This is a genomic window from Pseudomonas sp. Z1-12, assembly GCF_051132015.1.
In the GTDB taxonomy this organism is placed as follows: Bacteria; Pseudomonadota; Gammaproteobacteria; order Pseudomonadales; family Pseudomonadaceae; genus Aquipseudomonas; species Aquipseudomonas zanjanensis.
This window is the reverse complement of sequence record NZ_CP071647.1, coordinates 5449164-5473316: the sequence shown is the minus strand read 5'-3', so window position 1 is coordinate 5473316 and position 24153 is coordinate 5449164. Positions and strand designations below refer to the sequence as shown.

At 61.2% G+C, this 24153-nt stretch carries 22 protein-coding genes and 1 pseudogene; 14 read left to right on the top strand and 9 right to left on the bottom strand.

The features are described 5' to 3' along the window. Nucleotides 1-64: 64 nt before the first annotated feature. Both J3P85_RS23765 and J3P85_RS23760 read right to left on the bottom strand, forming a co-directional pair. Nucleotides 65-547 carry a type II toxin-antitoxin system MqsA family antitoxin gene (locus J3P85_RS23765; protein WP_434703751.1) on the bottom strand — a complete coding sequence of 161 codons (483 nt, stop codon included), beginning with the start codon at nucleotides 545-547 and terminating at the stop codon, nucleotides 65-67. Beyond that, nucleotides 544-856 (bottom strand): annotated as a pseudogene (locus tag J3P85_RS23760) (type II toxin-antitoxin system MqsR family toxin). Before J3P85_RS23760 ends, J3P85_RS23765 begins: the two are co-directional and overlap by 4 nt. A 165-nt stretch (nucleotides 857-1021) precedes the next feature. On the opposite strand from J3P85_RS23760, the gene J3P85_RS23755 reads away from it, so the two are divergent. The 5 genes from J3P85_RS23755 (at nucleotide 1022) to J3P85_RS23735 (ending at nucleotide 4934) form a co-directional block, all read left to right on the top strand. Then, a complete protein-coding gene (locus tag J3P85_RS23755) occupies nucleotides 1022-1681 on the top strand; it encodes a FadR/GntR family transcriptional regulator (protein WP_434703749.1) in 660 nt (219 codons plus the stop codon). Continuing rightward, the gene (locus tag J3P85_RS23750) at nucleotides 1671-2987 is read left to right on the top strand and encodes a CynX/NimT family MFS transporter (RefSeq protein ID WP_434703748.1); all 1317 of its coding nucleotides are present in this window, start codon (nucleotides 1671-1673) and stop codon (nucleotides 2985-2987) included. The genes J3P85_RS23755 and J3P85_RS23750 overlap by 11 nt, the downstream gene beginning before the upstream one ends. Before the next feature lie 97 nt (nucleotides 2988-3084). Then, entirely contained in the window at nucleotides 3085-3555 is a 471-nt protein-coding gene (locus J3P85_RS23745; RefSeq protein WP_186705164.1) for a nuclear transport factor 2 family protein, read from the top strand. A 40-nt stretch (nucleotides 3556-3595) separates the two neighbouring features. Beyond that, a complete protein-coding gene (locus J3P85_RS23740; protein ID WP_434703747.1) occupies nucleotides 3596-3919 on the top strand; it encodes a GIY-YIG nuclease family protein in 324 nt (107 codons plus the stop codon). A 79-nt stretch (nucleotides 3920-3998) separates the two neighbouring features. Beyond that, the gene (locus J3P85_RS23735) at nucleotides 3999-4934 is read left to right on the top strand and encodes a glutathione S-transferase family protein (RefSeq protein WP_434703746.1); all 936 of its coding nucleotides are present in this window, start codon (nucleotides 3999-4001) and stop codon (nucleotides 4932-4934) included. 221 nt (nucleotides 4935-5155) lie between these two features. Here the strand turns inward: J3P85_RS23735 and yejK are convergent, their stop codons facing one another. Further along, complete coding sequence (gene yejK / locus J3P85_RS23730; protein ID WP_030139623.1) at nucleotides 5156-6160, bottom strand: nucleoid-associated protein YejK; 1005 nt, start codon at nucleotides 6158-6160, stop codon at nucleotides 5156-5158. Between the two features lie 396 nt (nucleotides 6161-6556). Here yejK and J3P85_RS23725 point away from each other — a divergent pair, with 396 nt between their 5' ends. Beyond that, nucleotides 6557-6838, top strand: coding sequence for an HU family DNA-binding protein (locus J3P85_RS23725; protein WP_058544106.1), 282 nt, complete (start codon nucleotides 6557-6559; stop codon nucleotides 6836-6838). A gap of 128 nt (nucleotides 6839-6966) precedes the next feature. On the opposite strand, the gene rlmF is transcribed toward J3P85_RS23725, so the two are convergent. The 5 genes from rlmF to J3P85_RS23700 all read right to left on the bottom strand — a co-directional run bounded on the left by rlmF (nucleotide 6967) and on the right by J3P85_RS23700 (nucleotide 13685). Beyond that, complete coding sequence (gene rlmF, locus J3P85_RS23720) at nucleotides 6967-7986, bottom strand: 23S rRNA (adenine(1618)-N(6))-methyltransferase RlmF (RefSeq protein ID WP_434703745.1); 1020 nt, start codon at nucleotides 7984-7986, stop codon at nucleotides 6967-6969. A gap of 245 nt (nucleotides 7987-8231) precedes the next feature. Further along, nucleotides 8232-11078, bottom strand: a complete 2847-nt coding sequence (locus J3P85_RS23715; protein ID WP_434703744.1) for a valine--tRNA ligase — start codon at nucleotides 11076-11078, stop codon at nucleotides 8232-8234. Between the two features lie 241 nt (nucleotides 11079-11319). Next, nucleotides 11320-11697 (bottom strand): DNA polymerase III subunit chi, encoded by a 378-nt coding sequence (locus J3P85_RS23710; protein WP_186705169.1) that lies wholly within the window; start codon nucleotides 11695-11697, stop codon nucleotides 11320-11322. A gap of 8 nt (nucleotides 11698-11705) precedes the next feature. Further along, nucleotides 11706-12134: a DNA polymerase III subunit chi gene (locus J3P85_RS23705; RefSeq protein ID WP_250965815.1), complete on the bottom strand. Its 429-nt coding sequence runs from the start codon at nucleotides 12132-12134 to the stop codon at nucleotides 11706-11708. A 60-nt stretch (nucleotides 12135-12194) separates the two neighbouring features. After that, nucleotides 12195-13685, bottom strand: coding sequence for a leucyl aminopeptidase (locus tag J3P85_RS23700; RefSeq protein WP_434703743.1), 1491 nt, complete (start codon nucleotides 13683-13685; stop codon nucleotides 12195-12197). A 311-nt stretch (nucleotides 13686-13996) separates the two neighbouring features. Here J3P85_RS23700 and lptF point away from each other — a divergent pair, with 311 nt between their 5' ends. The 8 genes from lptF to pdxJ all read left to right on the top strand — a co-directional run bounded on the left by lptF (nucleotide 13997) and on the right by pdxJ (nucleotide 22523). Further along, nucleotides 13997-15118: an LPS export ABC transporter permease LptF gene (lptF, locus tag J3P85_RS23695; RefSeq protein ID WP_434703742.1), complete on the top strand. Its 1122-nt coding sequence runs from the start codon at nucleotides 13997-13999 to the stop codon at nucleotides 15116-15118. Further along, nucleotides 15111-16172, top strand: coding sequence for an LPS export ABC transporter permease LptG (gene lptG, locus J3P85_RS23690; RefSeq protein ID WP_434703741.1), 1062 nt, complete (start codon nucleotides 15111-15113; stop codon nucleotides 16170-16172). Before lptF ends, lptG begins: the two co-directional genes overlap by 8 nt. A gap of 218 nt (nucleotides 16173-16390) precedes the next feature. Further along, a complete protein-coding gene (lepA, locus tag J3P85_RS23685; protein WP_135847028.1) occupies nucleotides 16391-18190 on the top strand; it encodes a translation elongation factor 4 in 1800 nt (599 codons plus the stop codon). A gap of 5 nt (nucleotides 18191-18195) precedes the next feature. Continuing rightward, nucleotides 18196-19050: a signal peptidase I gene (gene lepB / locus J3P85_RS23680; RefSeq protein ID WP_186705174.1), complete on the top strand. Its 855-nt coding sequence runs from the start codon at nucleotides 18196-18198 to the stop codon at nucleotides 19048-19050. Nucleotides 19051-19235: 185 nt separating this feature from the next. Further along, nucleotides 19236-19925 carry a ribonuclease III gene (rnc, locus tag J3P85_RS23675; RefSeq protein WP_186705175.1) on the top strand — a complete coding sequence of 230 codons (690 nt, stop codon included), beginning with the start codon at nucleotides 19236-19238 and terminating at the stop codon, nucleotides 19923-19925. After that, nucleotides 19918-20820, top strand: coding sequence for a GTPase Era (gene era, locus J3P85_RS23670; RefSeq protein ID WP_003205264.1), 903 nt, complete (start codon nucleotides 19918-19920; stop codon nucleotides 20818-20820). Before rnc ends, era begins: the two co-directional genes overlap by 8 nt. 220 nt (nucleotides 20821-21040) lie before the next feature. Beyond that, entirely contained in the window at nucleotides 21041-21730 is a 690-nt protein-coding gene (recO, locus tag J3P85_RS23665) for a DNA repair protein RecO (protein ID WP_434703740.1), read from the top strand. A 49-nt stretch (nucleotides 21731-21779) separates the two neighbouring features. Continuing rightward, nucleotides 21780-22523, top strand: coding sequence for a pyridoxine 5'-phosphate synthase (pdxJ, locus tag J3P85_RS23660; protein ID WP_434703738.1), 744 nt, complete (start codon nucleotides 21780-21782; stop codon nucleotides 22521-22523). A 166-nt stretch (nucleotides 22524-22689) separates the two neighbouring features. Here pdxJ and mltF read toward each other — a convergent pair whose 3' ends face one another. Next, nucleotides 22690-24150: a membrane-bound lytic murein transglycosylase MltF gene (gene mltF / locus J3P85_RS23655; protein ID WP_250965763.1), complete on the bottom strand. Its 1461-nt coding sequence runs from the start codon at nucleotides 24148-24150 to the stop codon at nucleotides 22690-22692. Between the last annotated feature and the right edge of the window lie 3 nt (nucleotides 24151-24153).

The following is a 24153-nucleotide window of genomic DNA, read 5'->3' as shown; positions in this document are numbered from 1 at the left end:
GCCTTAGGTAATGAAAATAAACCCGGATTTGTCCGGGTTTGTTTTTTTTTGCTGCTTTGGTTGCTCAGGACGCCGTGAGGGTTTCGTGCTCTTTGTGCACCGTAGTCTTGAATGCTCTCAAGTCCGCGCCGTCAGCCAGGGCTTGTGCATCTGCAAGCAAATGCGGGTAACGATCAAGCAGGCGCATCAGCAGCATCAACGCTTTTGGTGGCAATACCTCACCGCGCTCGTAGCGGGAAAACGCATTGTGCCCACCGCCCGATAGCAGCGCTACCGCTTCTTTTTGAGAGAGATTCAGTTTGCGCCGGACACGTTTGATCTCTTCCCCGATCATTCGCCTGGCCGCATTGACCAGCTCATCACCGGCCTGGTCATAGCGATCCGAGCAGCTTGAATCGAGCTCGACTTCGCCGCACATCTGACATTCCCAGCCAGACAAGTCATCGATCCGGCGTTCCAGTCCCTTGACGCTGATGGTTTCGCCGCGACCTTCGAAATGCAACATGCCCTCCGGGGCACCACAGCTGAAGCATTGCTGGTGTTTCATGAGTTTTTCTCCTTGAAGGAAAATTACCGGTGGGCCTACGCTGGGACGGTACGTCACTTTCAGGTAAATCTGCAGACCGTGTGAATTGGCATGGTAGACGTCATGCCAGACTCGATGATCGTCATAAGTGGTCATCGATTTATAGAACTGTTTTCGTTCAAGCCCATGGATGACCTGCTGCATATCCGAGACGTTTAAACCGAGCGTCCGAGCAGTGTTCTTCGCAGTGCTGGTGAAAGCTCTCCCTTTAAGCCGCCTGACATCCGCCTGTATCGCCACCAAGGCGTAATGGGGTGTGTTCTTTTCCATGGAACGGTGTTCCTCGTCCTTAAAATTACCCTTAAAGGGTAATATTGACTAATCGAAAATTTCGCTCCTTTTCCGTCCCATTGACCCTAGGCAGTTGCCGTCCTACACGAAGCTGACTAACATGTCAGAAAATTCATCCTATGATTGGATGAAAGGGCGGGTTCCATGTCAGATATTTCCCCATTAATGAAACGCTCCCTGGTCGATCAGGCCTTGGAGCAATTGCGTCGACGAATCAGCGAGGGCGTTTGGGCTGTCGGCCAGCGCTTGCCCACCGAGCCGGAGTTGGTGGCGGAGCTGGGTATCAGCCGCAACACGGTGCGCGAAGCCATGCGCGTGCTGGCGTTTTCCGGTTTGATCGAGATCCGCCAGGGCGACGGCAGCTACGTGCGGGCGGCGGTCGATCCGCTGGATACCCTCAAGGTGTTGTCGCGCTGTTCGCTGGAACAGGCCCGGGAAACCCGGCACATCCTGGAAGTAGAGGCCATTGGCCTGGCGGCGCTGCGGCGTACCGATGAGGATTTGCTTGCCTTGCGCCAGGCGCTGAAAACCAGCGGCGAGCATTACCACGGCGACCTGGAGCACTACATCAAGTGCGACCTGGTGTTCCACCGCCTGCTGGTGGACGCCGCGCATAACCCGGCCCTCAGCGAGCTGTATCGTTACTTCTCCAATGTGATCGGCGCGCAATTGCGCCAGAGCCTCAACATCATTCCCCGTCATCAACATGTGTTCGATTTGCATATCGAGATTCTCGAAGCCGTCGAACGCCAGGATCCGGAGCGGGCCAAGACCCTGTGCCGGCAGTTGATCAATGAACCCTGAACCAGAGCTTTCCATGTCCCGCGATCCGCTTGACCGCACCCCTTTGACGCCGAAAAAACGCGCCGCCGAACTCGAAGAACTGTTGATCGACGCCGAAGCCGACGATGAGCAGGCCCAGCAGAGCCACCCGTTGGTGCGACGTCCCTGGCTGTTGCTGCTTGGGTTGATTCTGGTGGCGCTGAACTTGCGTCCGGCGCTGTCTAGCATGGCGCCGTTGCTCAGCGAGGTTTCCAAGAGCCTTGGCCTGTCGGCTGCGCAAGCGGGTTTGCTGACGACCCTGCCCGTGCTTTGCCTGGGGTTGTTCGCACCGCTGGCGCCTGTGCTGGCGCGACGCTTTGGCGCTGAGCGCGTCGTGCTGGGCATTTTGCTGACCTTGGCCTGCGGCATCGTCTTGCGCAGTTCGTTCGGCCAGTTCGGCTTGTTCGCCGGCAGCATCCTGGCGGGCGCCAGCATCGGCGTTATCGGGGTGCTGCTGCCCGGCATCGTCAAGCGCGACTTCGCCAAGCAGGCCGGCACCATGACCGGCGTCTACACCATGGCGCTGTGCCTGGGCGCGGCGATGGCGGCCGGCGCGACGGTGCCGTTGAGCGAGCACCTTGACCACGACTGGGCCTTGGGCCTGGGGTTCTGGGTGGTCCCGGCGCTGCTGGCTGCGGTGTTCTGGTTGCCGCAAGTGGGCGAGAAACACGGTGCCCATCAAGTGGCGTACCGGGTTCGCGGCTTGCTGCGCGATCCCCTGGCCTGGCAAGTGACCTTGTACATGGGGCTGCAGTCGTCCCTGGCCTACATCGTCTTTGGTTGGCTGCCCTCGATCCTGATCGGGCGTGGCCTGACCCCGACCCAGGCCGGGCTCGTGCTGTCCGGTTCGGTCATCGTGCAGCTGATCAGTTCGCTGGCGGCGCCTTGGCTGGCCACGCGCGGCAAGGACCAGCGCCTGGCCATCGTGGTCGTCATGGTCATGACGCTGGGCGGGTTGTTCGGTTGCCTCTACGCACCCATCGATGGCTTGTGGGGTTGGGCGATCCTGCTGGGCTTGGGGCAGGGCGCGACGTTCAGCCTGGCGCTCACGCTGATCGTGTTGCGTTCGCGGGACGCTCATGTGGCCGCTAACCTGTCCGGCATGGCCCAGGGCTTTGGTTATACGCTGGCGTCGCTGGGGCCCTTCGCGGTGGGTGTGGTCCATGACTTGACCGGCGGCTGGAATGCCCTGGGTTGGATCTTCGGCCTGATTGGCCTGGGGGCGATCATTGCAGGCATCGGCGCAGGCCGGGCGTTGTACGTCGGCGTCAGCAGCGAAAGGGTCTGACCTTCGTTGATATCATTTTCATGGCGAATGACGATGGTCTTCCCCACGGCGGCAGATTATCGTGCAGGCCTACTGAAACGTTTTTCGGAGCCTGTCCATGAGTGATGCCCACAACGCCTTGATCACCCGTTTTTACCAGGCCTTCCAACGCCTGGACGCCGACGCCATGAGCGCCTGCTACACCGATGATGTGGTGTTCAGCGATCCAGCGTTCGGCGAACTGCGCGGGCGTGATGCCGGTGACATGTGGCGCATGTTGACGACCCGGGCCAAGGACTTCTCCCTGACCTTCGATAACGTGCGCAGCGACGAACGTACCGGCGGTGCGCACTGGGTGGCGACGTACCTGTTCAGCCAGACCGGCAACATCGTGATCAACGACATCCAGGCGCGCTTCGTGTTTCGCGATGGCAAGATCTGCGAGCACCACGACAGCTTCGATCTGTGGCGCTGGTCTCGCCAGGCGCTGGGCACCAAGGGCCTGTTGCTGGGCTGGACGCCGCTGGTGCGCAACGCCGTCAGGGCCCAGGCGCTCAAGGGGCTGCGGGCGTTCCAGGCCAGTCGCTGATAAGATCGCGGTTTGTCCTGGCTCACCTGTTGAACATTTTGTGACGACCGTCGACTTATCCTCCGATCTGCCTGCACAAGGCGCCGCTGAACCGGACAAACCCTGGTTCGTCTACCTGGTGCGGGCCGCCAACGGCTCGCTGTACTGCGGCATCAGTGATGACCCGGTGCGGCGCTTCGCCAAGCATCAAAGCGGCAAGGGCGCGCGCTTCTTCCTGTCCAGCCCGGCAGTGGCCCTGGTGTACACCGAGGCCTGCCGCGACAAGGGCGAGGCCTTGCGCCAGGAGCGGCTGATCAAAAAGCTCAGGAAAAGTGCCAAGGAATGCCTGGTGGCCAGTGCGCAGCCCCTTCATCAGCCGGGCTGATAGGCCTCTATCAGGCCGGTAGGCTGGCCCGGTCAGGCGCGCTAAGCTGCAAGACTTCATTCCTGCAGTGGCGAATCTCATGTCAGAGTTGATTCTTCATCATTACCCGACGTCTCCTTTCGCGGAAAAAGCCCGGCTGTTGCTGGGTTTCAAGGGCTTGTCCTGGCGTTCGGTGAGCATCCCGCCAATGATGCCCAAGCCTGACCTGACGGCGCTGACGGGTGGCTATCGCAAGACGCCGGTGTTGCAGGTTGGCGCGGATATCTATTGCGATACGTCGCTGATCGCCCGCCGGTTGGAGCAGGAGAAAGCCTCGCCGGCGCTGTTCCCTGAAGGCCGCGAGATGATCGCGGCGTCCTTCGCGGCCTGGGCCGATTCGGTGGTGTTCCAGCATGCTGTGAGCCTGGTGTTCCAGCCGGAGTCGGTGGCGGTGCGGTTCGCCAAGCTATCGCCTGAAGCCATCAAGGCATTCATCAGCGACCGCGCCGGGTTGTTCAGCGGTGGCACGACCACGCGTTTGTCCGCCGACCAGGCCAAGCACCAGTGGCCGACGATCATGGCGCGCCTCGAACAACAATTGCAGCGCGAAGAGGGCGATTTCCTGCTGGGCGATCCGTCGATTGCCGACTTCGCCATGGCTCATCCGCTGTGGTTCCTCAAGGGCACGCCCGTCACTTCGCCGTTGGTGGACGAATACCCGGCGGTATCGGCGTGGCTCGCGCGGGTGCTGGGTTTCGGCCATGGCGCGTCGAGCCAGATGAGTGCCGAAGAAGCCTTGGAAGTTGCCCGCAATGCGACGCCGGCCGTGCTGCCGGATGAGTCTTTCGAAGAGCCGAACGGGTTCGCGGCTGGGCAGCAGGTAACCATCGCCGCGACGGACTATGGTGTCGATCCGGTGGCTGGGGAGTTGCTGTTTGCCGGTAGCGAGGAATTGATCCTGCGCCGGGAAGATGAGCGTGGCGGGGTAGTGCATGTGCACTTTCCGCGGTTTGGGTTTCGGGTCGAGGCTCGATGAACAACGAATGATCTTGTGGGAGCGAGCTTGCTCGCGATGGCGCCAGAGCAGTCAATATTGATGCTGAATGTCAGTCCGCTATCGCGAGCAAGCTCGCTCCCACAGGAGATGTGTTGTTCACAGGATCTGCGTTTGCCGCTAATCACTGTGTAGGAGCGAGCTTGCTCGCGATGAGGCCCTCAAGCCTATATCGCGGGCACTTCTTCAGCACCCTGCCTGCATCAGTTGCGGCGCTTGAGCTGATCAGTCAACGAAGTCGGCAACCCCTTGATGATCAACGTCCCAGCCTCTTCGTCATATTCGATCTTGGAACCCAGCAGGTGCGCTTCGAAGCTGATGGACAAGCCTTCGGCGCGGCCGGTGAAGCGGCGGAACTGGTTGAGGGTGCGTTTGTCGGCGGGGATTTCCGGCGATAGGCCGTAGTCCTTGTTGCGGATGTGGTCATAGAAGGCTTTCGGACGCTCTTCATCGATCAGTTCGGACAGTTCTTCCAGGCCCATCGGCTCACCGAGCTTGGCCTGGCTGCTGGCGTAGTCCACCAGGGTCTTGGTTTTTTCCCGGGCATCGTCTTCCGGCAGGTCTTCGCTTTCGACGAAGTCGCTGAAAGCCTTGAGCAGGGTACGGGTCTCGCCGGGGCCGTCGACGCCTTCCTGGCAGCCGATGAAGTCACGGAAGTACTCCGAAACCTTCTTGCCGTTCTTGCCCTTGATGAACGAGATGTACTGTTTGGACTGCTTGTTGTTCTGCCATTCCGACACATTGATCCGCGCCGCCAGGTGCAACTGGCCCAGGTCCAAGTGACGGGACGGGGTCACGTCCAGCTCATCGGTCACCGCCACGCCTTCGCTGTGGTGCAGCAGGGCGATGGCCAGGTAATCCGTCATGCCCTGCTGGTAATGCGCGAACAACACGTGGCCACCCACCGACAGGTTGGACTCTTCCATCAGCTTTTGCAGGTGTTCCACCGCCACGCGACTGAACGCGGTGAAATCCTTGCCGCCGTCCAGGTATTCCTTCAACCAGCCGCTGAACGGATGCGCCCCGGACTCGGCGTGGAAAAAGCCCCAGGCCTTGCCTTGCTTGGCGTTATAGCTTTCGTTGAGGTCGGCGAGCATGTTCTCGATGGCCGTGGACTCTGCCAGTTCGGAGTCGCGGGCATGGAGCACAGCAGGGGTGCCGTCGGGTTTTTTGTCGATCAGGTGGACGATGCAATGACGGATCGGCATGGATTTCTCGGCTGATGAAAGAGAGGAGGGCACGCTCCCCGAAAAAGGGCCCAGTGTACCGCAATCACTGGTTTTGGAACCCGGCAAAGGCCCTTTCAGAGCCGTCCGACAGCCTATATGCAATTTTTTAACGTTTTAGCGCAAGAAAGCTGACCAAATGGGTAGCTAGAGGCGGATATTTCAGAGGCATTGTGCTAGTTTTGCCCGGTCTTACGCGATGTCACTGCGTTAAGCGTGCATTCAGCATCTGTCAGGTCGAACCAAACCCGGTTTTCGGCATCTATTACCCCGATCCGTCGTGGTGATTGCCGAGGGTGCCTGATCCACAGAGATCGGGCTCGATGGCTGACACTGCACTCTGCAATCCATATGAATTTGATAGGGAAGGAACACTACATGGCTCTTACTAAAGACCAACTGATCGCTGATTTGGCTGAATCTGTAGACGCACCAAAAGCTACCGTGCGTGCTCTGCTGGACCAACTGGGCCAAGTCGTTGCCGATCAGCTGGAAAATGGCGGCGAAATCACTCTGCCAGGCGTTGGCAAGCTGAAAGTCACCGAGCGTCCTGCCCGTACCGGCCGTAACCCTTCGACTGGCGCTGCCATCGAAATCGCTGCCAAGAAAGTGATCAAGCTGGTTGTGGCCAAAGGCCTGACCGACGCGGTCAACAAGTAAGACCGCTGTAAAAAAAACCGTGCCTCGGAGCGATCCGGGCACGGTTTTTTTGTGTCTGTGTTTTTTGTGTCGACGGCGGACGCCGTCATCATGGTAGGCGCTCGCTCCCACCTTGGGTCAGCGTCGTATTAGCGGACCCAGCGCTCACGCCGCCAGATCTGCTGCTCGGACTTGGTCTGGAAAGTCCACGCCACAAAGCGACTCTGCTTCTGCCCCTGCGACATCTCCACCACCTGGCTCTCCAGCGCGCCAGCCTTCTTCAACGCGGTTTCGATCGCCGGCAGGTTCGAAGCTTTCGACACTAACGTACTGAACCACAAAACCTTGTGTTGGAAGTTCGCACTTTCGGCAATCAACTGCGTCACAAAGCGCGCTTCACCGCCTTCACACCATAACTCCGCCGATTGCCCGCCGAAGTTCAGCACCGGCAGCTTGCGCTTCGGATCAGCCTTGCCCAGGGCCCGCCACTTGCGCTCGCTGCCCTTGGTTGCTTCTTCCATCGAGGCGTGGAACGGCGGGTTGCACATGGTCAGGTCGAAACGCTCGCCCGGTTCCAGCAAGCCGATGAGGATGTGCTTGCGGTTTTCCTGCTGGCGCAGCTGGATGACCTTGTTCAGATCGTTGGACTGAACGATGGCCCGGGCGGCCGCCACGGCTGTCGGGTCGATCTCCGAGCCGAGGAAGTGCCAGCGGTATTCGCTGTTGCCGATCAGCGGATAAACGCAATTGGCGCCCATACCGATATCCAGCACATTGACGATTGCGCCACGCGGCACTTTGCCGTCGTTCATGCTCGCCAGCAGGTCAGCAAGGAAGTGCACGTAATCGGCGCGGCCTGGAACCGGAGGGCAGAGGTAATCCGCCGGGATGTCCCAATGCTGGATGCCATAGAACGCCTTGAGCAGCGCCCGGTTGAACACCCGCACCGCGTCGGGGCTGGCGAAGTCGATGCTTTCCTTGCCGTACGGGTTGGTGATCACAAACTTGGCCAGTTCGGGTGTGCTCTTGATCAGCGCCGGGAAGTCGTAACGACCCTGATGGCGGTTGCGCGGGTGCAGGCTGGCCTTCTCCCGCGGCGCCACGGGTTTGGCCTCGGTGGCGGGCTTGGTCTTCTGACGGGCAGGTTTTGGAGCGCGAGGGGCAGTCATGGGCGGGTCGATTCGGGGAGGGTTCAGAAATTGGCGGACATTGTCCCACTATTCAAATGTGGGAGCGAGCTTATGTGGGAGCGAGCTTGCTCGCGATAGCGGTGGGTCAAGTTGCCGCCATGTTGAATGTACTGCCGTCATCGCGAGCAAGCTCGCTCCCACAAGGGTTTTTCATTGTCTGCTAGAAGGGGGCGGGCATAAAAAAGGAGGTCCAGCTGGACCTCCTTTTTCATTGCGAACCACCGTTACAGGCTGGAGATCCGTCCATGCTGCTCAGCCAGCTTGCCCAGGGCCTGTTCGGCCTCGGCCAGCTTGGCCCGTTCCTTCTCGATGACCTCGGCCGGCGCCTTGTCGACGAAGCCAGCGTTGGACAGCTTGCCGCCGACCCGCTGCACTTCGCCTTTGAGGCGCAGGATTTCCTTGTCCAGGCGCGCCAGTTCGGCGGCCTTGTCGATCAGGCCTGCCATCGGCACCAGCACTTCCATTTCGCCGACCAATGCGGTGGCCGACAGAGGCGCTTCTTCGCCAGCGGCCAGCACCGTCACCGATTCGAGCTTCGCCAGCTTCTTGAGCAGTGCTTCGTTCTCATTGAGGCGGCGCAGGTCTTCGGCGCTGGCGTTCTTGAGGAACAGGGTCAGCGGCTTGCCCGGGCCGATGTTCATTTCGGCGCGGATGTTACGCAGGCCGAGCATGAAGGTCTTCAGCCACTCGATGTCGTCCTCGGCCGCCGGATCGATGCGGCTCTCGTTGGCCACCGGCCACGGTTGCAGCATGATCGTCTTGCCTTGGATGCCCGCCAGCGGTGCGATGCGCTGCCAGATTTCCTCGGTGATGAACGGCATGAACGGATGCGCCAGGCGCAGGGCCACTTCCAGGACGCGCACCAGGGTGCGGCGGGTGCCGCGCTGGCGTTCGACCGGTGCGTTTTCGTCCCACAGCACAGGCTTGGACAGTTCCAGGTACCAGTCGCAATACTGGTTCCAGATGAACTCGTACAGGGCTTGCGCGGCCAGGTCGAAACGGAACTGGTCCAGTTGGCGGGTCACTTCGGCTTCGGTACGTTGCAACTGGGAAATGATCCAGCGATCGGCCAGGCTCAGCTCATAGGCTTCGCCGTTCTGGCCGCAGTCTTCGCCCTTGTCCAGCACGTAGCGCGCCGCGTTCCAGATTTTATTGCAGAAGTTGCGATAGCCTTCGACGCGACCCATGTCGAACTTGATGTCGCGACCGGTGGACGCCAGCGAACAGAAGGTGAAGCGCAGGGCGTCGGTGCCGTAGCTGGCGATGCCTTCGGCGAATTCTTCGCGGGTGGCTTTCTCGATCTTCTTCGCCAGTTTTGGCTGCATCAGGCCGGAGGTGCGTTTCTGCACCAGGGTTTCCAGGTCGATACCGTCGATGATATCCAGCGGGTCCAGGACGTTGCCCTTGGACTTGGACATCTTCTGGCCCTGGCCGTCGCGCACCAGGCCGTGGACGTAGACGGTCTTGAACGGCACTTGCGGGGTGCCGTCCTCATTCTTCATCAAGTGCATGGTCATCATGATCATCCGGGCGACCCAGAAGAAAATGATATCGAAGCCGGTGACCAGCACGTCGGTGGAGTGGAATTTCTTCAGGAATTCGGTCTGCTGCGGCCAGCCCAGTGTCGAGAAGGTCCACAAGCCCGAGCTGAACCAGGTGTCGAGGACGTCGTTGTCCTGCGCCAGGGCAACGTCCGGACCGAGGTTGTGCTTGGCGCGGACTTCGGCTTCATCGCGGCCGACATAGACCTTGCCCGACTCGTCGTACCAGGCCGGAATGCGGTGGCCCCACCACAGCTGACGGCTGATGCACCAATCCTGGATGTCGCGCATCCACGAGAAGTACATGTTTTCGTATTGCTTGGGCACGAACTGGATGCGGCCATCTTCCACGGCAGCAATCGCAGGCTCGGCCAACGGCTTGGTGGACACGTACCACTGGTCGGTCAGCCACGGCTCGATGATGGTGCCGGAGCGGTCGCCTTTCGGGACTTTCAGGGCGTGATCGTCGACGCTGACCAGCAGGCCGGCGGCCTCGAACGCCGCGACGATCTGCTTGCGCGCCTCGAAGCGGTCCAGGCCGGCGTATTCGACCGGGATCTGGCCGTCGACGTTTTCGTTCAGGGTGCCGTCGAGGTTGAAGGCCTGGGCGGCCGGCAACACATGGGCGTTCTTGTCGAAGATGTTCAGCAGCGGCAGGTTGTGGCGCTTGCCGACTTCGTAGTCATTGAAATCGTGGGCCGGGGTGATCTTCACGCAGCCGGTGCCGAATTCGGGGTCGCAGTAATCGTCGCCGATGATCGGGATTCGACGGCCAACCAACGGCAACTCGACAAACTTGCCGATCAGGGCCTGGTAGCGCTCGTCGTTCGGGTTCACCGCCACGGCAGAGTCGCCCAGCATGGTTTCCGGACGCGTGGTGGCGACGATCAGGTAATCCTTGCCGTCAGCGGTCTTGGCGCCGTCGGCCAGCGGGTACTTCAGGTTCCACAGGAAACCTTTCTCGTCGTGGTTCTCCACTTCGAGGTCGGAAATGGCCGTGTGCAACTTGGTGTCCCAGTTGACCAGGCGCTTGCCGCGATAGATCAGCCCGTCCTCGTGCAGGCGCACGAAGGCTTCCTTCACCGCTTCCGAGAGGCCGTCATCCATGGTGAAGCGCTCGCGGCTCCAGTCCACGGACGAACCGAGGCGACGGATCTGGCGGCTGATGTTGCCACCGGATTCGTCTTTCCATTCCCAGACTTTCTCGAGGAACTTCTCGCGACCCAGGTCATGGCGATTCTGGCCCTGGGCTTCGAGGCGGCGCTCCACCAGCATCTGCGTGGCGATACCGGCGTGGTCGGTGCCCGGCTGCCACAAGGTGTTGCGACCTTGCATGCGGCGGAAACGGATCAGGGCGTCCATGATCGCATTGTTGAAGCCGTGGCCCATGTGCAGGCTGCCGGTGACGTTCGGCGGCGGGATCATGATGGTGTAGGAATCGCCCGCGCCTTGCGGAGCGAAATAATTCTCGGACTCCCAGGTGTTGTACCAGGAAGTTTCAATGGCGTGCGGCTGGTAGGTCTTATCCATGCGCGGCGGGACCCTATTGGCATTTATTCAGGAAAAGCCGGGAAGTATAGCGGGCGGGGCTGGTGCAAGCCACATGCAGCAAGCTGGAAGCTTGGCAGATGGCTTGTGGGCGCAACCGAACAATGTGGGAGCGAGCTTGCTCGCGATAGCGGTAGATCAGCAACATTGATGTTGACTGACACACTGCTATCGCGAGCAAGCTCGCTCCCACAAGGTGTTCGGTGGCCAGTAAATCTCGGGGTTATTCGTACTGACTCAACAACCGCTCCATCCGCGCATCCAGCCGGCGCTTGATCTCGGTTTCGATGTGCGGGGCGAAGTCGTCGATGACGTCTTGCATGATCAACTGCGCGGCAGCGCGCAATTCGCGGTCCAGGTGCAGCAGGGCGTCGGGGCCCTTGGCTTCGGCCTTGGCGGCAGGCTCGGGTTCGGGCTGGCCGTTGATCGGATCGAACAACAGGGGAATCTGTTCGTCATGCACCGGCTCATGAGCAGGCTCATGCACGACCGTGTCGGTCAGCAGCGGTGGTTGCAGGTTGTCGTCGCCGAGCAGTTGGCGGATCGACTCAAGGTCATCCAGCAGGTGCGCGGGCTTTTGTGGCGATTTTGGAGTGTCCATCGTAGGGCTCAGAGTCGCTGTAAACGGTGGTCTTGCAGAGGATAGCCCTGTTCGCGGTAGAAACGGAAACTCTCCCGCGCGGCTTGTCGGATGGCCGGGTCTTCCACCACCACTTCCGCCACGCGGGCGAAGCGCTGGGCAAAGGCCGGTACTTTCAGGTCGAGGTTGACCAGCAGGTCCTGGTGCTGACCGCAGTCATCCCCCAATCCCAGCACGATCAGGCCCTCGGGTTCGCTTTCGGCCGGGCCGTGGGGCACGAAGCTCTCGCCCTTGAATGCCCACAGCCGTGCGTCCAGGTCCTCGCGCTGGGTGGCATCGCTGCAATGCAGGTAGATGCGGTGTCCCATGCGCCAGGCCTTTTCGGTGAGCTTGCAGGCGAAATCCAGCCGCGCCGACGGATCGGCGCTGGGCAGGATATAAAAATCGACTTTGGTCATTGCGGTTCCTGAGCCGTCGATGGCGCCACCCGAGGGCGACGCCAACGACGGTCATTGGTGTCAGGCCTTGGCGCGGTCCAACAGGTACTGGGTCAGCAGGGGCACCGGACGACCGGTGGCGCCCTTGTCCTTGCCGCCGCTGGTCCAGGCCGTGCCGGCGATGTCCAGGTGAGCCCAGTTCAGGTTCTTGGTGAAGCGCGACAGGAAGCAGGCCGCGGTGATGGTCCCGGCTTTCGGGCCGCCGATGTTGGCGATGTCGGCGAACGGGCTGTCCAGTTGTTCCTGGTACTCGTCGAACAGTGGCAACTGCCAGGCGCGGTCGTCGGCTTGCTGGCCGGCGCTGAGCAGTTGGCCGATCAGCTCGTCGTTATTGCCCAGCAGGCCTGAGGTGTGGGCGCCGAGGGCGACGACGCAGGCGCCGGTCAGGGTCGCGATGTCGATCACCGCTTGCGGCTTGAAGCGTTCGGAGTAGGTGAGGGCGTCACACAGCACCAGGCGGCCTTCGGCGTCGGTGTTGAGGATTTCCACGGTCTGGCCGCTCATGGTCGTGACGATATCGCCTGGACGCGAAGCCGTGCCGCTGGGCATGTTCTCGGCGCAGGCCAGGATGCACACCAGGTTGATCGGCAGTTGCAGTTCGAGCACGGCGCGCAGGGTGCCGAACACGCTCGCGGCGCCGCCCATGTCGTACTTCATTTCATCCATGCCGGCGCCCGGCTTGAGGCTGATGCCGCCAGTGTCGAAGGTGATGCCCTTGCCGACCAGTGCGTACGGCTTCTCGGACTTCTTGCCGCCGTTGTATTGCATGACGATCAGGCGTGGCGGCTGGGCGCTGCCCTGGCCCACGGCATAGAACGAACCCATGCCCAGGTCCTTGATTTTCTTCTCGTCGAAGACTTCGACTTTCAGGCCCTTGAATTCTTTGCCCAGTGCCTTGGCCTGTTCGCCCATGAAGGTCGGATGGCAGATGTTCGGCGGCAGGTTGCCCAGGTCGCGGGTGAACGCCATGCCATTGGCAATCGCGGTGGCGTGGGTCACGGCGCGCTGGACTTCAGCCTGGGCGGCCTTGATGGTCAGCAGGGTGATTTTCTTCAGGGCGCGAGGTTCGGCTTTCTGGCTCTTGAACTGATCGAATTGATATTCGCCGTCCACCAGGGTTTCGGCCAGCAGGCGGTTCTTGCCGTAGCTGTCGCGACCCTTGACCACCAACTCGTCCAGCGCCAGGACGGCATCACCGCCGCCGAGGCCTTTAAGGGTGGCCAACACGCCGGCGATGATTTTACGGAACGGACGGTCGCCCAGTTCGGCGTCCTTGCCCACGCCCACCAGCAGCACGCGCTCGGCCTTGAGGTTGGGCAGGCTGTGCAGCAGCAGGCTCTGGCCGACCTTGCCGGCCAGGTCGCCGCGCTTGAGCACGGCGCTGATGGCCCCGCCGCTCAGGCTGTCGAGCTGGGTGGCGACGACGCCGAGCTGGCGGTTTTCGCCGACGGCAACTACCAACGTGGCGGTTTTCAACGTTTCTGGGCTGACGCTTTTTACAACCAGTTCCATGTCCGGATCCCTGAATGAATGGTCAAGAGGCCAGGCGCCGAAACAATGGCGCGCTGAACAGCTGTCTTCTATATAAAAGAAGCGCCGGTACTTGCCGGCGACAAAGGCCGCAGTTTGAACCCCGGTGCCCGAGCCTGACAACCCTCGGCGCCCCTAACTTTTCGGCTTTGAGCGGCGGGTTAAAGCGTGCGAAGTGACAGGCGCCTTCAATCACAGGATAATGCGGCTCTTTTTTCGGCGGCTCGCAGTATGAGTCGGCTCGATACGTTTCTTGTTCGGCCGCCTAGCCTGACAATCGTGGAGTGTCTGGTTTGATCGTCTTTCGTTATCTGTCCCGCGAAGTCCTGCTGACCCTGAGCGCCGTCAGCGCCGTGCTGCTGGTCATCATCATGAGTGGGCGCTTCATCAAATACCTCGCCCAGGCAGCCTCCGGCGCCCTGGATCCGGGCTCACTGTTCCTGATCATGGGGTTCCGCCTGCCCGGCTTCCTGCAATTGATCCTGCCGCTGGGGTTGTTCCTCGGCATTTTGCTGGCCTACGGGCGCTTGTACCTGGACAGCGAAATGACCGTGCTGTCGGCCACCGGCATGAGCCAGCAACGCCTGTTTCGCATGACGCTGTTCCCGGCCACCTTGGTGGCGCTGGTGGTGGCGTGGCTGAGCCTGAGCCTGTCACCCCAGGGCGCCAACCAATTCCAACTGCTGATCAACCAGCAGGACGCCATGACCGAATTCGACACCCTGGTGCCAGGGCGCTTCCAGGCCCTGCGCGACGGCACCCGGGTGACCTACACCGAACAGCTCTCGGATGACCGGGTCGACCTGGGCGGCGTCTTCATCACGCAAAAGAATGTGTCTGCGGACACCAAGAAGGATCGTGGCATTTCCGTGCTGGTGGCCGAGAAGGGCCGGCAGGAAATCAACGCCGACGGCAACCGTTACTTGATCCTGGAGAACGGCTATCGCTACGACGGCAAGCCAGGGCAGGCCGATTACCGGGCCATCAAGTACGACACCTATGGCGTGCTGCTGCCCAAGCCCGAGGTCAGCGACGAAGTCACCGACCGCGACGCGATGCCGACCGCCAGCCTGCTGGGCAACGAAGACATTCGCGCCCGCACCGAGCTGCAATGGCGCCTGTCGCTGCCGCTGCTGGTATTCATCGTGACCCTCATGGCGGTCCCGCTGTCGCGGGTCAACCCGCGACAGGGCCGTTTCCTCAAGTTACTGCCGGCGATTCTCCTGTATATGGCTTACCTGACCATCCTGATTTCCGCCCGCGGCGCACTGGAGAAGGGCAAGATCCCGCCGGCGCTGGGCTTGTGGTGGGTGCACGGCATCTTCCTGGCCATCGGCCTGGGGCTGCTCTATTGGGAGCCGCTGCGCCTGAAGCTGGCCAGCCGTCGCAGCGCGATGGAGGTGGCCCGTGGTTAAACTCGACCGCTACATCGGCAGCAGCGTGTTCATGGCGATCCTCGCGGTGCTGGGGATCATCCTTGGCCTGGCGACCTTGTTTGCCTTCATCGATGAAATGAGCGACGTCAGCGATACCTACACCCTGATGGACGTGGCGAGCTATGTGCTGCTGACCGCGCCACGCCGTCTGTACGACATGCTGCCGATGGCCGCGCTGATCGGCTGCCTGATCGGCCTCGGCAGCCTGGCCAGCAACAGCGAACTGACCATCATGCGCGCCGCCGGCGTGTCCATTGGTCGGATCGTCTGGGCGGTGATGAAGCCCATGCTGGTGTTGATGCTGGTGGGCTTGCTGATCGGCGAGTACATCGCCCCGGCCACCGAAAATACCGCCCAGGCCAACCGCTCCCTGGCCCAGGGCGGCGGTGATGCGCAAAGCGCCAAGCACGGCTTGTGGCACCGTCAGGGCGACGAGTTCATCCACATCAACTCGGTCCAGCCCAATGGCATTCTGTATGGCGTGACCCGTTATCGCTTTGACGAGCAGCGGCACATGCTGTCGTCGAGCTTCGCCAAGCGTGCGCATTTCGTCAAGGACCACTGGCAACTGAGGGATGTCACCACCACGCTGTTCCATGACAAACGCACCGAGGTGGTCGCCGCCCGGAAGGAGCGTTGGAGTGTGTCGATCAGTCCGGAGTTGCTCAGCACCGTGGTAATGGCGCCGGAGTCCTTGTCGATTACCGGTTTGTGGGGGTACATCCACTACCTGGCGGACCAGGGCCTGAATAACGGTCGCTACTGGTTGGCTTTTTGGGTCAAGGTGTTACAGCCGCTGGTCACTGCTGCCCTGGTGTTGATGGCGATTTCCTTCATTTTCGGCCCGTTGCGTTCGGTGACCCTGGGGCAACGGGTGTTTACCGGCGTGCTGGTGGGCTTCACCTTCCGTATCGCCCAGGATCTGCTTGGTCCGTCGAGCCTGGTGTTCGGTTTCTCGCCGCTGTTTGCGGTGCTGGTGCCGGCCGGTATCTGCGCGCTGGCCGGGCTCTGGCTGTTGCGTCGGGCGGGTTGACCCATTTTCTTGTGGCGAGGGAGCTTGCTCCCGCTGGACTGCGCAGCAGTCCCCTGCAGCCTGCCTGACACATCGCCGTGGCGCATAATCGAGGGGCCGCTTCGCAGCCCAGCGGGAGCAAGCTCCCTCGCCACACGTGACGCTTGCGCGGTGTATCAGGTACAATTCCCGGCTATTTTTCGGCGGGCCATGCCTGCAGCCTTTTTGAGTGTTGATCCGTGAGTGATTTGAGTCATATCCGCAATTTCTCCATCATCGCCCACATTGACCATGGCAAGTCGACGCTGGCTGATCGCTTCATCCAGATGTGCGGCGGCCTGGCCGAGCGTGAAATGGAAGCCCAGGTCCTGGATTCCATGGACCTCGAGCGTGAGCGCGGGATCACCATCAAGGCCCACAGCGTTACCCTCTACTACAAGGCTCGCGACGGCGTCACCTATCAGCTGAACTTCATCGATACCCCCGGCCACGTTGACTTCACCTATGAAGTCAGCCGGTCGCTGGCGGCCTGTGAAGGTGCATTGCTGGTGGTCGATGCTGGCCAGGGCGTTGAAGCCCAGTCGGTTGCCAACTGCTACACGGCCATCGAGCAGGGCCTGGAAGTCATGCCGGTGCTGAACAAGATCGACCTGCCCCAGGCCGATCCGGACCGCGTGAAGGAAGAAATCGAGAAAATCATCGGCATCGACGCCACGGACGCGGTCACCTGCAGCGCCAAGACCGGCCTGGGCGTCGACGAAGTGCTCGAGCGCCTGGTCGCCACTATTCCTGCACCGACCGGCAATATCGAAGATCCGCTGCAAGCGTTGATCATCGACTCCTGGTTCGACAACTACCTGGGCGTGGTCTCCCTGGTTCGCGTGCGTCATGGCCGCGTGAAGAAGGGCGACAAGATCCTGGTCAAGTCCACCGGCAAGATCCACCTGGTGGACAGCGTCGGTGTCTTCAACCCGAAACACACCGCCACCGTCGACCTGAAGGCCGGTGAAGTGGGCTTCATCATCGCCGGCATCAAGGACATCCACGGGGCGCCGGTCGGCGACACCTTGACCTTGAGCTCGACCCCCGACGTCGATGTGCTGCCAGGCTTCAAACGCATCCAGCCGCAGGTCTACGCCGGCCTGTTCCCGGTCAGCTCCGACGACTTCGAGGATTTCCGCGAAGCGCTGCAAAAGCTGACCCTGAACGACTCGTCGCTGCAGTACACCCCGGAAAGCTCCGATGCCCTGGGCTTCGGCTTCCGTTGCGGGTTCCTTGGCATGCTGCACATGGAAATCATCCAGGAGCGCCTGGAGCGCGAGTACGACCTGGACCTGATCACCACGGCGCCGACGGTAATCTTCGAACTGCTGCTCAAGAACGGCGAAACCATCTACGTCGACAACCCGTCCAAGCTGCCGGACCTGTCGGCCATCGAGGACATGCGCGAGCCGATCGTGCGGGCCAACATCCTTGTGCCTCAGGAGCACCTGGGTAACGTCATTACCCTGTGCATCGAGAAGCGCGGCGTGCAGCACGACATGCTGTTCCTCGGCACGCAGGTCCAGGTGACCTACGACCTGCCGATGAACGAAGTGGTGCTGGACTTCTTCGACCGTCTCAAATCCACCAGTCGCGGCTATGCTTCGCTGGACTATCATTTCGATCGTTACCAATCGGCTAATCTGGTGAAGCTGGATGTGCTGATCAACGGTGAGAAAGTCGATGCCCTGGCATTGATCGTGCACCGCGACAACGCGCACTACAAAGGTCGTGCATTGACCGAGAAGATGAAGGAACTGATTCCGCGGCAGATGTTCGATGTGGCAATCCAGGCCGCCATTGGCGGGCAGATTGTGGCGCGTACAACCGTCAAGGCGCTCAGAAAGAACGTATTGGCCAAATGCTACGGCGGCGACGTCAGCCGTAAGCGCAAGCTGTTGGAAAAGCAGAAGGCCGGTAAAAAACGCATGAAGCAGGTCGGTAACGTGGAAATTCCACAGGAAGCCTTCCTCGCGGTGCTCAGGTTGGATAGTTAGGTCCTATGTCGCTAAATTTCCCGCTGTTGCTGGTTATCGCCGTGTTTGTCTGCGGTCTGTTGGCGTTGCTTGATCTGTTGTTCCTGGCGCCTCGGCGCCGGGCGGCCATCGCCTCTTATCAGGGCAGCGTCAGCCAGCCTGATGGTGTGGTGATCGAGAAGCTCAACAAGGAACCGCTGCTGGTCGAATACGGCAAGTCGTTCTTCCCGGTGCTGTTCATCGTGCTGGTGCTGCGTTCGTTCCTGGTGGAACCGTTCCAGATCCCGTCCGGCTCGATGAAGCCGACCCTGGATGTGGGCGATTTCATCCTGGTGAACAAGTTTTCCTACGGGATCCGCCTGCCGGTGATCGACAAGAAAGTCATCGAGGTGGGTGACCCGCAACGCGGCGATGTCATGGTGTTCCGCTTCCCGAGCGACCCGAACGTCAATTACATCAAGCGCGTGGTCGGCCTGCCGGGCGACACGATCCGCTACACCGCTGACAAGCGTTTGTTCGTCAATGGCGAATCGGTGGCCGAACAGTTGCTCGGCTCCGAGCCGGGGACGCTGGGCAGTGCCGAGCTCTACCGGGAAAAACTCGGTGAGGCCGAACACCTGATCCGCAAGGAAATGAGCCGCTACCGCGCCGCGCCGGACCGTTCCTGGACCGTGCCGGCGGGGCACTATTTCATGATGGGCGACAACCGCGACAACTCCAACGACAGCCGTTACTGGGATGATCCGAACATTCCCAAGAACCTGCTGGGCATGGTCCCCGACCGGAACATCGTCGGCAAGGCCTTCGCGGTCTGGATGAGCTGGCCGGAACCCAAACTCAGTCACCTGCCGAATTTCTCGCGGGTTGGCCTGATCAAGTAATCACCCACGGCGCTGTTGAACACAGCGCCGAATGCTTTTCTGGAGCCTGTACAAGGGTTGCCCGGAGGCATGAAGCCAACGATAGTCAGGACGTCATTTTTGAACACAGCGTTAATTGTCCCAAGCCAACGGCGCCTTGCCGCCGTGGCGGTGGAATCCAGCCACGAACTCAGCGTGGGTAAACCGTGAGCGTTTCTCTAAGCCGTCTCGAGCGTCAGCTCGGCTACACCTTCAAGGACCCGGATCTGATGCTCCTGGCCCTCACTCACCGCAGTTTTGCCGGGCGCAACAACGAACGCCTGGAATTCCTCGGTGACGCCATCCTTAACTTCGTCGCTGGCGAGGCGTTGTTCGAGCGCTTCCCGCTGGCCCGCGAAGGCCAGTTGTCGCGTTTGCGCGCGCGACTGGTAAAAGGTGAGACCCTGGCCGTATTGGCCCGGGGTTTCGACTTGGGCGATTACCTGCGCCTGGGCTCCGGTGAGTTGAAAAGCGGCGGTTTCCGGCGCGAGTCGATCCTGGCCGATGCCCTGGAAGCGTTGATTGGTGCGATCTACCTGGATTCAGGCATGGAAATGGCGCGCGAACGCGTGCTGGCCTGGCTGACCTCCGAAATCGACAGCCTGACGCTGGTGGACACCAACAAGGACCCGAAGACCCGCTTGCAGGAATTCCTGCAATCGCGCAGTTGCGAACTGCCGCGCTACGAAGTGGTGGACATCCAGGGTGAGCCGCATTGCCGAACCTTCTTCGTCGAATGCGAAGTTGTCCTATTGAATGAAAAAAGCCGGGGTCAGGGTGTGAGTCGTCGTATTGCCGAACAGGTAGCGGCCGCCGCAGCACTGATTGCCCTGGGCGTGGAGAATGGCAATGACTGATACAACCGTCACCCGCTGCGGCTATGTCGCCATTGTCGGTCGGCCGAACGTGGGCAAGTCCACGCTGCTGAACCACATCCTGGGCCAAAAGCTGGCAATCACCTCGCGCAAGCCCCAGACCACCCGCCACAACATGCTGGGCATCAAGACCGAAGGCGCCGTGCAGGCGATCTACGTCGACACCCCGGGCATGCACAAGGGTGGCGAAAAAGCCTTGAATCGCTACATGAACAAGACTGCCTCGGCGGCGTTGAAAGACGTCGACGTGGTGATCTTCGTGGTCGACCGCACCAAGTGGACCGAAGAAGACCAAATGGTCCTCGAACGCGTCCAGTACGTGACCGGCCCCTTGATCGTGGCGCTGAACAAGACCGACCGTATCGAAGACAAGGCTGAGCTGATGCCGCACCTGACCTGGTTGCAGGAACAGTTGCCGAACGCCCAGATCATCCCGATCTCTGCCCAGCACGGCCATAACCTCGATGCGCTGGAGCGGGTGATTGCCGAACATCTGCCGGAAAACGATCATTTCTTCCCTGAAGACCAGATCACCGACCGCAGCAGCCGTTTCCTCGCCGCCGAGCTGGTGCGCGAGAAAATCATGCGCCAGATGGGTGCCGAGCTGCCGTACCAGATCACCGTCGAGATCGAAGAGTTCAAGCAACAGGGGAAGACCCTGCATATTCATGCATTGATCCTCGTCGAACGTGACGGCCAGAAGAAAATCATCATTGGCGACAAGGGCGAGCGCATCAAGCGCATCGGCACCGAGGCGCGCAAGGACATGGAGCTGCTGTTCGACTCCAAGATCATGCTCAACCTGTGGGTCAAGGTGAAGGGTGGCTGGTCCGACGACGAGCGGGCGTTGCGTTCGTTGGGTTACGGCGACCTGTAATCGTTTACTTAAGTGCATGAATTCCACTGTGGGAGCGAGCTTCTGTGGCGAGGGAGCTTGCTCCCGCTGGGCTGCGAAGCGGCCCCCGGATCTGCGATCTCATCCAGCCAAATCCACCGCATGGCCTGGTTTCACGACTGCTTCGCAGCCGAGCGGGAGCAAGCTCCCTCGCCACAGGATTTCTTCAACCATTGATGTCTTGTTGATATTCAGGCTTCCGATGTCCCCCAACCAACCCGCCGCCCAATCCGCCTACGTCCTCCACAGCCGCGCCTACCGCGAAAGCAGCGCCCTGGTGGACTTCCTCACGCCCCAAGGACGGCTGCGGGCGGTGTTGCGCGGAGCACGGGGCAAGGCCGGGACGCTGGCGCGGCCGTTCGTGCCGCTGGAAGTCGAGTTCCGCGGCAGGGGCGAGCTGAAGAATGTCGGGCGCATGGAAAGCAACGGTGTCGCGGCCTGGCTCAACGGCGAGGCGTTGTTCAGTGGTTTGTACCTCAATGAACTGCTGATCCGCCTGTTGCCCGCCGAAGATCCCCACCCGGCGGTCTTCGATCATTACACCGCCACGCTGCTGGCCCTGGCCGAAGGCCGGCCACTGGAGCCGCTGCTGCGTTCGTTCGAGTGGCGGCTGCTGGATGACCTGGGTTATGGCTTTGCGCTGAATACCGACCTGCACGGCGAGCCCATAGCGGCTGATGGCCTGTACCGCTTGCAAGTGGACGCCGGCCTGGAGCGGGTCTACCTGCTGCAACCAGGGCTGTTCAACGGTGCCGAACTGCTGGCCATGGCCGACGCCGACTGGAGTGCGCCGGGTGCCTTGTCGGCGGCCAAGCGGCTGATGCGCCAGGCCCTGGCCGTGCATCTGGGTGGTCGGCCACTGGTCAGTCGCGAGCTGTTTCGCAAGCCCTGATCAACCCGTATGCTGTGGGCCGACTATTTGTCCTTTCAGGAGCCTTTTCGTGAGCACCAGCAATCGCATTCTTCTCGGCGTGAACATCGACCATGTCGCCACCCTGCGCCAGGCCCGTGGTACGCGCTACCCGGATCCGGTCAAGGCCGCACTGGACGCGGAAGAAGCGGGGGCCGACGGCATCACCGTGCACCTGCGTGAAGACCGTCGCCACATCCAGGAGCGCGACGTGCTGCTGCTCAAGGACGTGCTGCAAACCCGCATGAACTTCGAAATGGGCGTGACCGAGGAAATGATGGCGTTCGCCGAGCGTATCCGCCCGGCGCACATCTGCCTGGTGCCGGAGACGCGCCAGGAACTGACCACCGAAGGCGGCCTCGATGTAGCGGGCCAGGAGGCGCGGATCAGCCTGGCGGTGGAACGCCTGTCGAAGCTCGGTGCCGAGGTCTCGCTGTTCATCGATGCCGACGAACGGCAAATCGAGGCATCCAAGCGTGTCGGCGCCCCCGCCATCGAACTGCACACCGGCCGGTACGCCGACGCCGAGACCCCCACGGACGTGGCCGATGAGCTGCAACGGGTCGCCGATGGCGTCGCCTTTGGCCTGGCCCAAGGCTTGATCGTCAACGCCGGCCATGGCTTGCACTACCACAACGTCGAAGCCGTCGCGGCCATCAAGGGCATCAACGAACTGAACATCGGTCATGCGCTGGTGGCCCATGCCTTGTTCGTCGGGTTCAAGTCGGCTGTGTCGGAAATGAAAGCCTTGATCCTGGCTGCCGCCAAGTCCTGAGACCATCCCATAAAGCTTGCTTAAGGCTTGCCTGATCCATTGTGGCGAGGGAGCTTGCTCCCGCTGGGCTGCGAAGCGGCCCCAAGATTTTGCGGTCGCTACGCAACCGAGCGGGAGCAAGCTCCCTCGCCACAGGTTCATCACAACATTGGAAGTTGGGTACAGCTTATAGCTGCGGGGATTCCTGGCTCGGCTTGCTCTTGTCCACACCCGGCACATGCAGATTGCCCTCGGCCACTTGGTCGCCTTCAAGCTGCGGCTGTGTCACCCAGGTCAGGATGTCGTAGTAGCGACGGATGTTCGCCACGAAATGCACCGGTTCGCCGCCCCGGGCGTAGCCGTAGCGGGTCTTGCTGTACCACTGTTTCTGGGACAGGCGCGGCAGGATTTTCTTCACGTCCAGCCATTTGTTCGGGTTCAGCCCTTCCTTGGCCGCCAGTTTGCGGGCGTCGTCCAGGTGGCCGCTGCCCACGTTATAGGCGGCAAGGGCGAACCAGGTACGGTCCGGCTCCTCGATGCTCTCGTCCAGCTGTTCCTTCATGTAGGCCAGGTACTTGGCGCCCCCCATGATGCTTTGTTTCGGATCCAGTCGGTTGGACACGCCCATGGCCTGGGCGGTGTTCTGGGTCAGCATCATCAGGCCGCGCACGCCGGTCTTGGACGTGACCGTTGGTTGCCAGAGCGATTCCTGGTAGCCAATGGCAGCCAGCAGGCGCCAATCGACTTTCTCTTTCTTGGCGTAAGCCTTGAAGTGTTGCTCGTATTTGGGCAACCGTTGCTGCAAATGCTGGGCGAAGGTTGTTGCGCCCATGTAGCCGAGGACGTCGACGTGCCCGTAGTAGCGGTCCTTGAGCCGCTGCAGCGTGCCGTTTTTCTGCACCTTGTCCAGATAGGCGTTGATTTCGTTGAGCAGGCTAGTGTCTTCGCCGGGGCCCACCGCCCAGCTTTGGCTGCGGACGTCGCCAAGGTCGAAGGCGACGCGCACGTTGGGGAAATAGACCTGGTTCATCGCCACTTCGTTGGAGTCCACCAGCGTCAGGTCGATCTGGCCCTCGTCCACCATGCGCAGCAGGTCGACCACCTCAACCGCGTCGGACTCTTCGTATTCGATGCCCGGGTATTGCTGCTTCAACTGCGCCAGTTGTTCGGCATGGCTGCTGCCCTTGAGCACCATGATTTTCTTGCCCGCCAGGGCGGCCGCGTCGGTGGGGCGTGATTGGCCGTTGCGGTAGATGATTTGGGGGGTGACTTCCAGGTAGGAGCGGGAAAACCGCACCTGTTTCTTGCGCTGTTCGCTGCTGACCAGGCCCGCGGCGGCCAGGACCGGCCCGTTGGGCTTGCCCACCTGGCCGAACAGGTCGTCGAGGTTGTCGGCGGTCTCGATTTTAAGCTCGACCCCCAAATCCTCGGCGAAACGCTTCACCAGCTCGTATTCGAAGCCGGTCTCACCACTGCGATCCTGGAAGTAGGTGGCGGGGCTGTTTCGGGTAACCACCCGCAGCACGCCATCCTCCTTTACGCGCTCCAGTGTGTTGGGTTTCTCAACACAACCACTGAGCACCAGGAAGAGTCCGGTTGCGATCAGCCACTTGGCATATCGCGGACGCAAAGCCGTTGGGGAAAACATCTG

Excerpts from the sequence above, each read along its gene's own strand:
- lepB (WP_186705174.1), top strand. The coding sequence starts at position 18,196 with ATGTCGCTAAATTTCCCGCTGTTGCTGGTTATCGCCGTGTTTGTCTGC.
- rlmF (WP_434703745.1), bottom strand. The coding sequence starts at position 7,986 with ATGACTGCCCCTCGCGCTCCAAAACCTGCCCGTCAGAAGACCAAGCCC.
- J3P85_RS23725 (WP_058544106.1), top strand. The coding sequence starts at position 6,557 with ATGGCTCTTACTAAAGACCAACTGATCGCTGATTTGGCTGAATCTGTA.
- J3P85_RS23700 (WP_434703743.1), bottom strand. The coding sequence starts at position 13,685 with ATGGAACTGGTTGTAAAAAGCGTCAGCCCAGAAACGTTGAAAACCGCC.
- recO (WP_434703740.1), top strand. The coding sequence starts at position 21,041 with ATGTCCCCCAACCAACCCGCCGCCCAATCCGCCTACGTCCTCCACAGC.
- mltF (WP_250965763.1), bottom strand. The coding sequence starts at position 24,150 with ATGTTTTCCCCAACGGCTTTGCGTCCGCGATATGCCAAGTGGCTGATC.
- era (WP_003205264.1), top strand. The coding sequence starts at position 19,918 with ATGACTGATACAACCGTCACCCGCTGCGGCTATGTCGCCATTGTCGGT.
- J3P85_RS23750 (WP_434703748.1), top strand. The coding sequence starts at position 1,671 with ATGAACCCTGAACCAGAGCTTTCCATGTCCCGCGATCCGCTTGACCGC.
- J3P85_RS23755 (WP_434703749.1), top strand. The coding sequence starts at position 1,022 with ATGTCAGATATTTCCCCATTAATGAAACGCTCCCTGGTCGATCAGGCC.
- yejK (WP_030139623.1), bottom strand. The coding sequence starts at position 6,160 with ATGCCGATCCGTCATTGCATCGTCCACCTGATCGACAAAAAACCCGAC.
- J3P85_RS23745 (WP_186705164.1), top strand. The coding sequence starts at position 3,085 with ATGAGTGATGCCCACAACGCCTTGATCACCCGTTTTTACCAGGCCTTC.
- J3P85_RS23710 (WP_186705169.1), bottom strand. The coding sequence starts at position 11,697 with ATGGACACTCCAAAATCGCCACAAAAGCCCGCGCACCTGCTGGATGAC.
- J3P85_RS23705 (WP_250965815.1), bottom strand. The coding sequence starts at position 12,134 with ATGACCAAAGTCGATTTTTATATCCTGCCCAGCGCCGATCCGTCGGCG.
- J3P85_RS23735 (WP_434703746.1), top strand. The coding sequence starts at position 3,999 with ATGTCAGAGTTGATTCTTCATCATTACCCGACGTCTCCTTTCGCGGAA.
- J3P85_RS23715 (WP_434703744.1), bottom strand. The coding sequence starts at position 11,078 with ATGGATAAGACCTACCAGCCGCACGCCATTGAAACTTCCTGGTACAAC.
- J3P85_RS23765 (WP_434703751.1), bottom strand. The coding sequence starts at position 547 with ATGAAACACCAGCAATGCTTCAGCTGTGGTGCCCCGGAGGGCATGTTG.